Raw genomic sequence first — 14591 nt, 5'->3', positions numbered from 1 at the left:
TGCTTTTGTTAATTTAAAAATTAATTTAATTCTTTATTAACCGCATTAGGGGATGTCATCATGAAAAACATATACACCAAAATGGCAGCGGGTCTTTATATTAATTATTTCCTGCTGGGCATGATCAATATTATTATCGCTTCCAATATGGAGGCATTATCAAAACAGCTTCATACATCCGCAGCCGGGGTCAGCTATTTGGTCTCCGCCATCGGGATCGGGAAGCTGATTTCGCTTCTGTTTGCCGGGAAGCTTTCGGATACATTCGGGAGACGGCCGTTTATCGTATCGGGCGCCTTTCTGTATCTGATTTTCCTAATCGGAATTCCGCTTTCGACAAACTATACGGCCGCGTTTATCTTCGCCATTTTCGCCGGGATCGCCAATTCCTTTTTGGATTCCGGGACATATCCGGCGCTTATTGAAGGATTTCCGAAAAACGCAAGCTCTGCAACCGTGTTAATCAAAGCGTTTGTATCCATCGGCGCGACGGTGCTTCCGTTTTTTATCGCGTTTATTGCGGACAGGCATTTGTTTTACGGCTGGACGTTTTTCGTACCGGGCATTATTTTCTTCCTGAACGGCTTTTTCCTGTTAAAAGTTCCGTTTCCGAATCATAAGCAAAAAGAAGGCGGCGGCCGGACGGAAGCTTCTCCGTCTGATGACGCGTTCACATCACAGCCGTCGATATGGCGCGAAGGCCTTGCGATCATTCTGTTAGGCTTTTCATCTACGGCGCTGTTTATGCTCGTTCAAGTATGGCTTCCTAAGTTCGGGCAATCCGTTTTGGGCATGCCTGAGGTGCAGGCCGTCAAATTGCTGAGCTATTACAGCATCGGTGCGCTTGTGTCCGTGTTATTGCTGGCTGTGCTGTTAAACAGAGTGATTCAGCCGATTACGGTAATGGTGCTGTACCCTGTGATCGCGGCAATCGCGCTGCTTGCTCTGATTTTCATTCATCAGCCGGCCGTATCAGTCATCAGCTCCTTTGTCATCGGACTTTCAACTGCGGGCATTCTGCAATTGGCGATGACGGTTATGGCTGTTTTATTCCCTAAAAATAAAGGTACAATCACATCTTTTGTTAATATAGCATCAAGCTTATCTTTTATTGTCATTCCGCTTGTAACGGGAGCGATATCCAAAGCGGCCGGCCTGACGCCTGTTTTTCTGCTTGATATCGGAATTGCGGCCGTCAGCGCCCTTCTCGCATTGTTTATCGGAATCCGCTTTAAGCAAGTGATGAAAGCCTGACTATTTTTTAAGGGAGAGGATTTATCATGCAATCTATCACGATCAGAAACACGGTCATCGGCGAAGGGCTTCCGAAGATCATTGTGCCGCTGATGGCGGCCGGAGAGAAAGAACTGCTCGAAGAAATTGAAGCCGTCAACAGGCTTCGCCCGGATATCATTGAGTGGCGGGCGGATGTGTACGAGCACGTTGACAGCCTGGACGCCGTAAAAGGCATGCTTGAAAAGCTGCGGAAAGCCGCAGGCGCAACACCACTGCTTTTCACATTCAGAACTCATAAAGAAGGCGGAAATAAAGTTATTGATGACCGCTTTTACATTGAATTGCTTAAAACCGCCATCGAAACAAAACACATTGACCTTGCAGACGTTGAGTTGTTTACGGGAGAAGCGGAAGTCAAATCAATTGTGAAAACTGCTGAAGACAACGGCGTATATGTCGTCATGTCCAATCATGATTTTCATCAGACACCGAAAAAAGAAGAAATCATTTCCCGGCTGCGGAACATGCAGGCGTACGGCGCGCACATTCCGAAAATCGCGGTGATGCCGCAAAGCACTGAAGATGTTTTCGTCTTATTGGATGCCACTCACACGATGAAAACACAATACGCAGACCGGCCGATCATCACGATGTCAATGGCGGGCACGGGTCTGATCAGCCGCCTGGCCGGCGAAGTCTTCGGCTCAGCGTGCACGTTCGGAGCGGGCAAAGAAGCATCAGCGCCCGGACAGATTCCCGTTGAAGAATTGCGCAGCGTCCTCAGCATTTTAAATAAACATATGTAATCAGCGTTTTTTGCCCTCAAGCGGGGTGAAAAACAAATGAATGGACTAACGGAGGAATACATCATGAAGAAAGATTTAGGACGGATTAACGGAAAAACTCAGCTTATCGGATTATTCGCAACACCGATCGGACACTCTTTATCTCCAACGATGCACAACCTGGCGTTTAAAAAATTAGGATTGAACTACGCTTACCTCGCGTTTGAAGTCGGCAATGAACAGCTGGAAGATGTGGTAACGGGAATGCGCGCCTTAAACGTCAGAGGCTTCAATGTCTCGATGCCGAACAAGATGAACATTCTCCCTTACCTCGATGAACTCGCGGATTCAGCGAAATTCACCGGCGCGGTGAATACAGTCGTTAATGAAAACGGAAGACTGATCGGACACTCCACTGACGGTATGGGATACGTCCGCAACTTAAAAGAACACGGCATCGATATCACAGGCAAAAAAATGACGCTGGTCGGTTCCGGCGGGGCCGCCACTCCGATAGCGATTCAATCCGCATTGGAAGGCCTCGGAGAAATCTCTATTTTCGCCCGCAATGACGCGTTTTTCGAAAAAGCGGAAGAAAACGTCCGCATCATCAATGAAGAAATGAAGGGATCTTCTTGCAAAGCGAAAGTCTTCCCGCTCGAAGATCAAGATGCGCTGCGTGCTGAAATCGCTTCAAGCGATATTTTCACAAACGGAACGGGTGTCGGCATGAAACCGCTTGAAGGCTTGAGCGTCATTGAAGATACATCCATGCTCCGTCCTGATTTGATTGTGACAGACGTCGTTTACAACCCCGTTACGTCGAAATTGCTTGAACAAGCTCAAGCGGCCGGCTGCAACACGATTAACGGCCTCGGCATGATGCTTTGGCAGGGCGCCATGGCGTTTGAATATTGGACAGGCCGTGAAATGCCTGTTCAGTATATTAAAGAGCAAATGTTTGAATAACCTATTGTGACAGAAGCGCCGAAGGACAATCCGTCTTCCGGCGCTTTATCATTTTCTCCCCCTCTCTCTTTCTTCTCATGCGCCAAAACGCTTATAATGGATGTAACGAATAAAAACCAAGTGAGGAATGCGACGTATGAAACAGCAAAAAAAACGCCGGGTGACATTGCAGCAGGTCGCTGAACATGCCGGCGTCTCAACATCCACCGCTTCATTAATCGTCCGCAATAATCCGCGAATTTCCGAAGCGACCCGTGAGAAAGTGCTGCAATCCATGCGGGAGCTGGGGTACGTATATGATCGGGTCGCCGCGAATTTACGATCACAGACGTCCACAACGGTAGGATTGATTATTACTGACATTTCCAATACGTTTTTCTCAGAGTTTCTGATCGGCGTTCAGAATACGCTTGAGGAAGTCGGATTAACGGTGCTGTTAGGCACGACATTTGATTCCGTCGCCAAGCAGGAGCAGCTGATCTCAACCATGCTGGAGCACAGGGTCGGCGGATTGATTTTGTGCCCGGTTTCAGGTACGGCTGAGGAAACCCTTTCCCGCCTTGAGCAGCTTGACATTCCGGTCGTGCTCGCCGTCAGGGAGATTGCCGATGCCGACTGTGATTTTGTCGGAGCCGATTATGAGGAAGGCACCTATAAGGCAGTGCGTCATTTCATTGAGAAAGGCCATCAGGAGATTGCGTTTCTGGGCGGCGTGAAGCACTCGTCAACATGGACGAAGCGCATGAAAGGGTTTAAAAAAGCGCTCCGTGAAGCGGATCTGGAAGTAAAAAATGACTATGTCATTGACAGCGCGCCGACCCGCGAAGCAGGCTGTGAAGCCGTGACGGAGCTCCTCCGCCGGTCTGAGCGCCCGACCGCGATTTTCTGCTTCAGTGATTTGGTCGCGTTCGGCGTCATGCAAGGGATCAGAAAAGCCGGGCTCATTCCGGGCGAAGATATTGACATTGTCGGCTTTGATAACGTGCCGGAAGCTGAAATTTCTTATCCCCCGCTTACAACCGTTTCTTCCTTTCCGCGGCAGTCGGGAAAAGAAGCGGCTCAATTGCTGCATCATAAAATCACCAGTTCCCAGCACAAAAAACAACGCATTATTCTGGCGCCTGAGCTGGTTATCCGGGAATCTTCACAAAAAAAGCGGAACGCCTGATACGGCGCTCCGCTTTTATATTACGCAAGCAGTTTTAATGATTCGCGGTTGAATGCCGGTATGTCATCCGGTGTGCGGCTTGTGACCAGCTGGTTCTGGCAGACGACGACTTCTTCATCCACCACATTTGCGCCCGCGTTTTCCATGTCGATTCGGATTGATGTAAACCCTGTCGCTTTGCGCCCGTCCAATGCTTTCGCGTTGATGAGAAGCTGAGGTCCGTGGCAGATGGCGAACACCGGTTTTTTATCATCCATAAACGCTTTGGCAAATTGGACGAAACGGTCATCCGCACGCAGCATGTCAGGAGAGAATCCGCCCGGGATCAGCAATGCGTCAAAGTCTTTCGGATTCACATCATCGATGGACGCGTCCACTTTCACTTCCGCTTCCCCTTGTTTGCCTTTGACTGTTTTTCCTTTTTCCTGTTCAATTACGGTTAATTCATGACCCGCATCTTTAAAAGCTTTCGCAGGTTCAGTATACTCGACATCCTCAAAATAATCGGTTAATACAACTGCAATTTTTTTACCCATAGTTACTACCTCCTGCTTGATGAAGTCTACATAAATCCATGTACCCCAGCCACACTAACATCAAACATAGGTAACGCGTTTGCCGCTCATCCGTTTCACATAGGTCATTATCCTCATTTTTCATCTTTTTACAAGAATCATCATAAAATCTATATGAACTTTCACAAAATATTCTTACAATGGTACTGCATGACAAAATTTGTTGAAAGGTGGAGAACAGGTGAGAATACAGAAAAGACGATGCAGCGTCAATATGACACTCCGTATTCTGCTGCCACTAGTTATGATACTTAGTCTAATCCTCCCAACATCACCCATTAAAGCAGAAGAAAACAAATCCTCCAGTGTGAATCTCAGCATTTTAGCCACAACTGACGTTCACGCTAACATGATGGACTACGATTACTACAGCGACAAACCGACAACGGAATTCGGGCTGGCCCGAACGGCTCAGCTTATTGAGAAGCACAGGCGCGAAAACCCGAATACGCTGCTTGTCGATAACGGAGACCTGATTCAGGGGAATCCCCTCGGAGAATACGCCGTAAAATATGAGAAAAATGATATTATTTCAGGCGCAAAGACCCATCCGATCATTGAAGTGATGAACAGTCTGCATTATGACGCAGGAACACTCGGCAATCATGAATTTAATTACGGGCTTGAATTTCTGGACGGGACAATCAAAGGCGCTGATTATCCGATCGTTAACGCCAATGTGAAAACATTAAGCGGCGAAAACCGTTATACGCCTTATGTCATAAAAGACAAAACCGTCACGGATGAAAACGGCGGCAAGCATCAGATAAAAGTCGGCTACATCGGCTTTGTTCCTCCCCAAATCATGACGTGGGATAAGAAAAATCTCGAAGGCCGCGTTCAGGTCGAAGACATTGTGGAATCCGCAAAGAAAACCGTTCCGAAAATGAAAGCTGAAGGAGCCGATATCGTCATCGCCCTCGCCCACAGCGGCATCGAAAAAAAAGCGCAGTCTTCCGGAGCGGAAAACGCCGTTTTTGACCTGGCAACGAAAGTCAGCGGAATTGATGCGATCGTATCCGGCCATCAGCACGGGCTTTTCCCTGATGCCGAATACAAAGGCGCTGATCAATTTGACATCGATAAAGGCACGATTAACGGCATCCCCGTTGTCATGTCAAGCAGCTGGGGCAAATATGCGGGCGTCATCGACCTCCGGCTTGAAAAAACAGACAGCGCGTGGCATGTGGAAGATGCAAAAGGCAGCATCGAGCCGATTGCCGGCAATGTGACGTCGGAAAACGAAACCGTCGTCAATACCGTCAAAAAAGCGCACGAAGGCACATTGAAATACATCAGAGAACCCGTCGGCCAGACCAAAGCCGATATCAACAGTTTCTTCGCCCAAGTCAAAGATGATCCGTCCATTCAAATCGTAACGGATGCGCAAAAATGGTACGCCGAAAATAAGATGAAGGATACGGAATACAAAGATCTGCCTATCCTCTCGGCGGGCGCCCCGTTTAAAGCCGGCGGGCGGAACGGCTCAAACTACTATACAAACATTTCCGCTGGCGACCTCGCCATCAAAAATATCGGCGATTTGTACCTGTATGACAACACGGTTCAGATCGTCAAGCTGAACGGAAGCGAAGTGAAAGACTGGCTTGAAATGTCCGCAGGGCAATTTAATCAGATCGATCAGGCAAAAGGCGGCAGCCAAGCGCTTTTAAATGACGCCTACCGCTCATACAATTTTGATGTCATTGACGGTGTCACCTATCAGGTCGATGTCACAAAACCGGCGAAATACAACGAAAACGGAACAGTCATTCATCCCGATGCAAGCCGGATCGTCAACCTTTCTTATCAAGGAAAGCCCGTCAGCGCCAAGCAGGAATTTCTGATCGTCACAAATAATTACCGCGCTTCAGGCGGCGGAGGATTCCCTCACTTAAGCAATGATAAAATCGTATACTCTTCTGCCGATGAGAACAGGCAGGTCTTAATGGATTACATCATCCAGCAGAAAACGATTAATCCGCAGGCTGATCATAACTGGTCCATCCTTCCGGTCAAAGGGACAAACCTGACATTTGAATCTTCCTTGGCCGCAAAGCCGTTTGCCGACCGCGCAGATGACGTCGCCTATATCGGTGAATCACAAAACGCGGGCTACGGACAGTACAAGCTCCAATTCAAAGATGATGAACCGGGCACAGATCCGCCGAAAGATGACGCATGGAAACTCACCGTTATGCATACAAACGACACGCACGCCCACCTTGATAACGCGGCGAGGCGGATGACGAAAATCAAAGAAATCAGAAGCGAAACCGACCGCAGCATTTTGCTGGATGCGGGAGACGTTTTCTCAGGCGATCTCTATTTCACAAAGTGGCAGGGGCTGGCTGATTTAAAATTGATGAACAGCATGGGCTACGACGCAATGACCTTCGGAAACCATGAGTTTGATAAAGGACCGGGTGCTCTCGCCAGCTTCCTGAGCGGGAACGGTAGCGCGGCTGACCCGTCCGGAAAATACAATTTTCAAGCGCCTGACTTTCCGCTCGTCAGCTCAAATGTCGATGTGTCCAAAGAGTCAAAACTCAGACCATTCATGAAAAAAGCAGACACATTTACGGCAGGGAAAAAGAAAAAAGCAGGCATCTATCCATACATTCTGCTTGATGTAAACGGAGAAAAAGTCGCCGTATTCGGCTTAACGACAGAAGATACGTCCGTCACATCAAGCCCGGGAAAAAGCATTGTCTTTCATGATGCCTTCCAATCCGCACAAGATACAGTAAAAGAAATACAGAATAATGAACATGTCAATAAAATTATCGCCCTGACCCATATCGGGCATCAGCGTGATCTCGATCTTGCCAAAAAGGTAAAAGGCATCGACTTGATCGTCGGCGGACATACGCATACGCTTGTAGATAAAATGGAAGTTGTCAAAAACGAAGAGCCGACCATCGTCGCCCAGGCAAAAGAATATGGCGAATATTTAGGCCGTGTCGATGTCGCATTTGACAAAAACGGCATCGTCCTGCCGGAACAATCCTCTCTTCAGGCGCTGCCAGTGAACGAGCAGACGAAAGAAGACCCGGATCTGAAAAAAGAGCTTGATCCGTTTAAAAAAGAGCTCGTCTCCGTCAAAAATGAAAAAGTCGGCTCAACAAAGGTCGCACTTGACGGCCAGCGCGAGCATGTCCGCTCCAAAGAAACCAATCTCGGAAACTTCATCGCGGACGGCATGCTGCAAAAAGCGAAGGAAGCGGCCGGCGCCCAAATCGCGATCACAAACGGGGGCGGCATCCGCGCGGGCATTGATAAAGGAGACATCACACTCGGCGATGTGCTGAATGTGATGCCGTTCGGCAACACGCTTTACGTCGCGGATTTAACCGGAAAACAGATCAAACAAGCCTTGGAGCAAGGGTTAAGCGGAATTGAGGCTCAAGGCGGCGCCTTCCCTCAAGTTGCCGGTTTAACATACACGTTTACACTGAATAAAAAGCCGGGACACCGCGTTCTTCAAGCTGCGGCCGTACAGGATGACGGCAGCGTAAAGCCGATTTCTGATAAGAAGACATACAGAGTCGCCACCAGTAACTTTGTCGGTGAAGGCGGAGACGGATATTCCGTCTTTAACGAAGCGTCCCATAAAGAAGACCTTGGCTTTGTCGACTATGAGGTCTTCACCGAGCAGCTTGAAAAAGCGGGAAAAGCGGTGGAACCGAAAGTTGACGGCCGCGCGCAGGAAGTGTATCTGCCGACGAAACAAAAAAACGGTTCGTGGACGCTTGAAGATGACAGCGCATTTGCCGTTTATGCCAAAAACGCCAACACGCCGATCGTGTATTACGATAAGAATGACGGCGCCAAAAAGCCGATTGATCTCAGCGTGACCAAAAAACAAATCGGCCTGTTAAAGGACAGAACATCGGATTCTTCCCTTACGATCCTGCATGACAAGTTCAGCATGAAAATGCCGATGGCAAACGCTGCTTCAGCTGATACACGATTCGGCGTGACGCCGAAAGGAAAAGTAAGCGGGGCGCTTTCAAATGTATACGACTTTACAATGAAGCAGAAAAACAAAGACATCAAAACATTCAAAGCGCCGGTAAAGCTCACCCTGCGCATTGAGAATACGAAAAAGGCGAAACAGCCGGGCATTTACCATGTAGACCGGAAAAAGAACGTCTATACAAAAACAGACAACGGTTCGGTTTCACACGATCTCGTCACGGGCTATACAAATCATTTCAGTGAATACACCATATTAAACGCAAACACGAAGAGCGCGCCGCCGACAAGCGGAGACCACGGCTCCGGAAAGCAGCCAAGCGGACAAAAACCGTCATCCGGCCCTGCACAGGACGGAGTATCGCCGGGCGGCCTGCTTCCTGATACGGCCACAACGATGTATTCCATCCTTCTTGCCGGGTTTCTCATCAGCGCGCTCGGAACGGCACTGTATCTGCATCAAAGAAGAAAAGCAAAAAAAGTGAACGAAGCATAAAAAGACCGCTTTTATCGGGCGGTTCATCCAAAAGCTCTCCTGATCTGATTTCAGGGGAGCTTTTTCTCTCGGTCCCCCTCTGAGTCGACAGCCGTACGGCCGAGTGATAAAATATGAACGTTATTCGCGAAAGACATACATCCGCATCGTTTAACACTTCACGGCAGGGCCTCTCTTTCATACGGCGCCGCCTGTTTGGAGGACTTTTTTTGAAGATAACAGGACACAAACGAAACCGCATGTCTTACAAGAAAAAGCTGTTTTACGTGATAACAGCGCTCTGTTTTATCAGCTCGCTCATTTTCGTCACTCACAACGCTTCTTTTTATGAGCGGCCGATTGCCAAAGTGACGAAAACAACATTGGAACATCAGTCTGACGTACAGGACATGCATAAAAACAAAGATAAGATTTTCAATCAGACGATCACTGCCAGACTTGAAAACGGCAGTCAGAAAGGACAGCTCATTCATTTGCCCAATCAGTATTCATCATCCGGAGCGAACGATCAGAAATATTCGATTGGCGATGAAGTATTCGTTTCTATTGATAAAGGGAAACCATCAAACAAGGATATATCGGGAAGCATTATAGATAAAAAACGGGATAAACAGCTTTTGCTGATCGCGTGGGTTTTCATTTTCACCTTGCTTATCGTCGGCAAAAAACAAGGCTTCTTTTCGATCGTCAGCCTGATGTTTAACGCCGTTTTACTGTCGTTTGCATTAGATTTGTACAGGAAGCATCCTAATATAGGGTTAATTTTCATCTGCGGTGTCTGTATTCTCATCTTTACTGTCATCTCATTGCTGCTTGTCAGCGGTTTTCACGCGAAAACATATGCCGCCATTGCCGCGACGCTCGCAGGCACTTTCGTTTCCCTGCTGATTACGTATCTTGTGATGCTGGCAACCGGAGAGAAAGGTCTCAGATATGAGGAAATGCAGTATTTAACCCGCCCTTATCACACGGTGTTTATGGCCGGGGTATTTATCGGATCACTGGGAGCGGTCATGGATGTAGCCATTACCATGACGTCATCTGTCTTCGGATTATATGAAGAAAACAACGGTATCTCATTACAAGCTCTCAGACGTTCAGGGATGGAGATCGGAAAAGACATCATGGGGGCGATGACCAATATTCTGTTTTTTGCTTATATAAGCGGCTCTATTCCGATGATGCTGTTGTATTTGAAAAATGATTCCCCGATAGGATTCACTCTTTCTATGAACATTTCCTTGGAAATAGCCAGAGCATTGGCCGGAGGGATCGGAATCGTATTAGCCATACCCGCCAGTCTGTATGCTTCTATCTTTTTTATTAAACGAAAGAAGGCAAGCTCATGAATGTCATCGTAATTCTCGCGGCGATTTTATTTCTATTGATGGTCATCATCGGCGGAAAAAAAGGAGCGAGGTCTTTTATTGCGTTATTCTTAAATTTCGGTGTTCTCTTTCTCACCATCATTTTCATGACAGACCCGCATATCAATCCGATTGTTTTAACATTGCTCTCTTCCGCCGTGATTTGCAGCATTACTCTTTTTTATATTAATGGAGGAAACGTCAAAACCGTAACCGCCTTTATTTCTGCAATGCTGACGATTGTACTGCTGCTGTTTTTTATTATGTCTGTAACAAAACATACTTCAATTCAGGGATTCGGTGAAGAAGAATTGAGTGATATCGGCATATTCACACTGTTTGTCGGGGTGGATTTTGTGAAGGTTACCGCAGCCATGATCATCATGGGCACGATAGGGGCGATTACCGATGTCGCGATTTCCATTACTTCACCCATGCGGGAAATTTACAGTCATAATCCGTCCATGAGCAGAAAAGATCTGTACACATTCGGATTAAGCATCGGGAGAGATATTTTAGGAACGAATACGAATACGTTATTCTTTGCTTTTTTCGGCAGCTATTTGGCTTTAATTATCTGGTTTAAAGACTTATCATACTCAGCTGAAAAAATAGTGAACTCAAAAGTATTCAGTGCGGAAGCCGTTACCATTCTTTGTGCCGGAATCGGGATCGGCATCATCATTCCCGTTACGTCCTGGATCACCGCCTGTTTTTTAGCAAAACCAAATAAACGTTAAAAGCTGCCGGGACACGCCCGGCAGCCTTTTTTATCTTATACCCACTTTACAACGTCTTTTGAGGCAGATCTTGTTTTCGGGCGCGGTTCTCTGACACGGTAGCCGAATGCGGCCATAACAGAGATGTCGAAACTTCCGTTTTCCAGAAGCCCTTCTTCTTCAAGAATCCGGTGAATTTCTTTGTAGTTGAAGCCTTCTACAGGGCAGGAGTCGATTCCGATCTGCGCAGCGGCTGTCATCATATTGCCGAGGGCGATGTAAGTCTGTTTGGATGCCCAGTCAAACAGCGCGCGATCTGATTCAAGCAGATTGAAATCATTTTTCTGAAAGTCTTCCGTTTTGCTGATATAGCCTTCATACATATCTTCCGGCATTTTTTTGACTTCCCGCAAGTGGTTTTTGACATAGTCGGCGTCAAAACGGATATCCTTTGCCGTCCGGGCAAGCAGAAGTACGAAATGGCTTGCGGTCGGCAGCTGCTTTTGCGCGCCCCATGTGAACTCGCGGAGTTTTTCACGAAGCTCCGGATTTTGAACGACGACAAATTTCCAAGGCTCCAAACCGAGTGAGCTTGGGGATAATCTTCCCGTTTCTAAAATGAATTCAAAATCGCTTTCTGAAATTTTTTTCTCAGGATCAAATTCCTTTGTGGCGTGTCTGAATTGATACGCTTCGATGATCTGCTGTTTTTTATCTGACATTCATGATCTCTCCTTTTCAATCGTTATGTACTATTGTAGCCATTATTTTTGAAAGTACCAGTACGCACATTTTTGTGGGATAGTATTCATTTTGATACTGACAAAAAAACGGGCTGCCGCGGCAGTCCGTTTTTATTTTTCTCTTCTCGCAAAGTCGACGAAACGGAATTTATCGAGCCTGTGCCGGCTTTCCGTGTACTGAAAGAGGCTGGTATCGTCCAAAAAGACGCGGTTTTTCACGACCGCCATATGGCTGAATCCGCCGAGATCCAAATACTTCCGGTCCTCTTCCCCCGCCGGCTCCACGACAATTTCCTTTTGCGCGTAGCTGATGGACAGGCCGAGCTCTCCTTCGAGATACTCATAGATCGAATCTTCACAAATCGCCTTCTTCAATAGAGGCACATGTTTTTTTACAAAGTAATCCTTGTCCAAAATAATATGTTCTCCGTCAATCCGTCTTGATCTGACGACTTCCCACACCTTTTCATCCGCTTCTGTACCAAGCTCTTTTGCGGCTTCTGAGGGAGGCAGGATCAGCTCGAGACGGTGAACCGTCGTTCTCGTCTCTTTTCCGAGCGTTTCCGAAAGCTCTTTGAAGCTGATCAGGCCTGAGACGGGAAAACGCATTTTTTCTCTGTCTAATATGACGGAGCCTTTGCCTTTGATTTTCTGGATGTAGCCGTTTTGCGCCAGCATATTGAGCGCTTTGCGGACGGTTTCTCGTGATGTGCCGTATTGATCGCACAAATCATTTTCAGACGGAAGAACGTCTTCAGCCTTCCGCTGGCCGCTTTCGATCTGCCGCACCATATCTTTATAGATTGTGATGTATTTATTCACTTTCATTTGACCACCCAGATTAGTGTATCACGCTTTTGTCAGATGATAAACGATCGATTCATACGGACGGAGCGTCAATCGTTCCGGCCGCCCTTCCCTCGGTTCATCATTCGTCAGCAGCACCGTAAACCGCCAGCCGTCCGTGTCTTTAAGCGGAACCGTAAAGTCCGCTTCTTTCCCGTAGAAGTTGTTGATGCACAGCAGTTTTTCATCCTTGCCGTGTCTGACGTACGCCAGAACCGCCGGATCGTCTTCAGCAAGCAGCTCAAACGTTCCTTCAGTCACGATGTCATATTCTTTTCTGAGCTTGATGAGCTTCTGATAATGATAGAAAATTGAATCCGGGTCCCGCAAAGCCGCTTCCGCGTTAACGTCCCGATAATCATCCGCCGCCGGAATCCAAGGCGTGCCTGTCGTGAAACCGCCGTGCGGCCTGCTGTTCCACTGAATGGGGGTTCTTGCATTGTCTCTTGATTTCTCTTTTAAAATGGCGATAATGTCTTTTTCGGGCACACCTTCTTCCTTCATCTTTTTGTAAATATTCAATGATTCGACATCGCGGTATGAGCCGATGTCATCGAATTTCGGATTGCCCATGCCGATCTCTTCACCTTGATAAATGTAAGGCGTGCCCTGCATCATATGAATGGCCGCCGCCAGCATTTTGGCTGATTTCGTCCGGTATACGCCGTCGTCTCCGTATCTGGATACGGCCCGCGGCTGGTCATGGTTGCACCAGAATAATGCGTTCCAGCCTCCGCCTTTTTGCATCTCCGTCTGCCAAAACGCTAAAATCCGTTTCAGCTTCAGAAAATCAAACGGAGCGAGCGCCCATTTTTCACCATTCGGATAATCCACTTTTAAATGGTGAAAGTTAAAAGTCATATCGAGTTCTTTATTCTCAGGGTTTGTGTACCGGATGCAGTGGCCAGCCGTTGTCGAGGACATTTCCCCGACCGTCATACTGTCATATTTCGAAAACACTTCCCGGTTCATCTCATGGAGAAATTCGTGCACGCGCGGCCCGTCCGTATAATAAGGGCGCCCGTCACGCCCATCCTCGGCATCAGGAAACGATTGGTCTTTAGAAATGAGGTTGATCACATCCAGCCGGAAACCGTCGATTCCTTTTCGGAACCAAAAATGCATCATGTCGTAAACCTGTTTTCTCATCTCTTCATTTTCCCAGTTCAAATCGGCCTGCGACACATCAAATAAATGCAGATAGTGCTGGCCTGACGCCGGGTCGAGCTTCCAAGCGGAACCGCCGAATTTTGATTCCCAATTGTTCGGCGCCCGGCCGTCTTCCTTTCCGTCTTTCCAAATGTAAAAATCCCGATACGGACTGTCGGGTGACGAGACCGCTTCTTTGAACCACCGATGCTCGACTGATGTATGGTTTACGACAAGATCCATAACGACCTTGATTCCTCTTTTGTGCGCTTCATCGAGAAGGCGTTCAAAATCCTCCATCGTTCCGTATTCTTCATAAACGGTGCAGTAATCGCGAATGTCATAACCGTTGTCATTCTGCGGCGAATCGTAAATCGGCGTAAGCCAAATGACATCAATCAAAAGCTTCTGCAAATAATCAAGCTTCTCGATAATACCGTTCAGATCACCGATCCCGTTTCCCGTCGTATCATTAAAGCTCTTCGGATAAATTTGATATACCGCTGCCTTTTTCCACCATGGTGTGCTGTCTGTTTTCATTTTTCTTCACCGCCTGTAAT

At 47.5% G+C, this 14591-nt stretch carries 11 protein-coding genes; 7 read left to right on the top strand and 4 right to left on the bottom strand.

What is annotated here, in order from left to right:
- Positions 1-60 precede the first annotated feature (60 nt).
- The 4 genes from NYE36_RS04075 to NYE36_RS04060 all read left to right on the top strand — a co-directional run bounded on the left by NYE36_RS04075 (position 61) and on the right by NYE36_RS04060 (position 4158).
- Complete coding sequence (locus tag NYE36_RS04075; RefSeq protein ID WP_061581197.1) at positions 61-1254, top strand: MFS transporter; 1194 nt, start codon at positions 61-63, stop codon at positions 1252-1254.
- A gap of 26 nt (positions 1255-1280) precedes the next feature.
- Positions 1281-2042 (top strand): type I 3-dehydroquinate dehydratase, encoded by a 762-nt coding sequence (aroD, locus tag NYE36_RS04070; RefSeq protein WP_024085013.1) that lies wholly within the window; start codon positions 1281-1283, stop codon positions 2040-2042.
- Positions 2043-2105: 63 nt separating this feature from the next.
- Positions 2106-2990, top strand: coding sequence for a shikimate dehydrogenase (locus NYE36_RS04065; protein WP_085341822.1), 885 nt, complete (start codon positions 2106-2108; stop codon positions 2988-2990).
- Positions 2991-3126: 136 nt separating this feature from the next.
- A complete protein-coding gene (locus tag NYE36_RS04060; RefSeq protein ID WP_015417030.1) occupies positions 3127-4158 on the top strand; it encodes a LacI family DNA-binding transcriptional regulator in 1032 nt (343 codons plus the stop codon).
- 20 nt (positions 4159-4178) lie between these two features.
- Here NYE36_RS04060 and NYE36_RS04055 read toward each other — a convergent pair whose 3' ends face one another.
- On the bottom strand, positions 4179-4694 hold the full coding sequence (locus tag NYE36_RS04055) for a type 1 glutamine amidotransferase domain-containing protein (RefSeq protein ID WP_003155578.1): 516 nt from the start codon (positions 4692-4694) through the stop codon (positions 4179-4181).
- Positions 4695-4914: 220 nt separating this feature from the next.
- Here NYE36_RS04055 and NYE36_RS04050 point away from each other — a divergent pair, with 220 nt between their 5' ends.
- The 3 genes from NYE36_RS04050 to NYE36_RS04040 all read left to right on the top strand — a co-directional run bounded on the left by NYE36_RS04050 (position 4915) and on the right by NYE36_RS04040 (position 11314).
- Positions 4915-9207: a multifunctional 2',3'-cyclic-nucleotide 2'-phosphodiesterase/3'-nucleotidase/5'-nucleotidase gene (locus tag NYE36_RS04050; RefSeq protein ID WP_094032630.1), complete on the top strand. Its 4293-nt coding sequence runs from the start codon at positions 4915-4917 to the stop codon at positions 9205-9207.
- Positions 9208-9416: 209 nt separating this feature from the next.
- The gene (locus NYE36_RS04045) at positions 9417-10556 is read left to right on the top strand and encodes a YibE/F family protein (protein ID WP_061581199.1); all 1140 of its coding nucleotides are present in this window, start codon (positions 9417-9419) and stop codon (positions 10554-10556) included.
- The gene (locus tag NYE36_RS04040) at positions 10553-11314 is read left to right on the top strand and encodes a YibE/F family protein (RefSeq protein ID WP_085341820.1); all 762 of its coding nucleotides are present in this window, start codon (positions 10553-10555) and stop codon (positions 11312-11314) included. The genes NYE36_RS04045 and NYE36_RS04040 overlap by 4 nt, the downstream gene beginning before the upstream one ends.
- Positions 11315-11349: 35 nt before the next feature.
- Here the strand turns inward: NYE36_RS04040 and NYE36_RS04035 are convergent, their stop codons facing one another.
- The 3 genes from NYE36_RS04035 to treC form a co-directional block, all read right to left on the bottom strand.
- Positions 11350-12015, bottom strand: a complete 666-nt coding sequence (locus NYE36_RS04035) for an NAD(P)H-dependent oxidoreductase (RefSeq protein WP_003155588.1) — start codon at positions 12013-12015, stop codon at positions 11350-11352.
- Between the two features lie 132 nt (positions 12016-12147).
- Positions 12148-12864, bottom strand: a complete 717-nt coding sequence (gene treR / locus NYE36_RS04030; protein ID WP_265451337.1) for a trehalose operon repressor — start codon at positions 12862-12864, stop codon at positions 12148-12150.
- A 21-nt stretch (positions 12865-12885) separates the two neighbouring features.
- The gene (treC, locus tag NYE36_RS04025; protein ID WP_265451338.1) at positions 12886-14571 is read right to left on the bottom strand and encodes an alpha,alpha-phosphotrehalase; all 1686 of its coding nucleotides are present in this window, start codon (positions 14569-14571) and stop codon (positions 12886-12888) included.
- Between the last annotated feature and the right edge of the window lie 20 nt (positions 14572-14591).

Origin of the sequence: Bacillus sp. FSL R5-0593, assembly GCF_038603755.1 — a bacterium.
Lineage (GTDB): Bacteria > Bacillota > Bacilli > Bacillales > Bacillaceae > Bacillus > Bacillus velezensis.
Note: the sequence above shows the minus strand (reverse complement) of the source record. Positions and strands in the feature narration are given on the sequence as shown.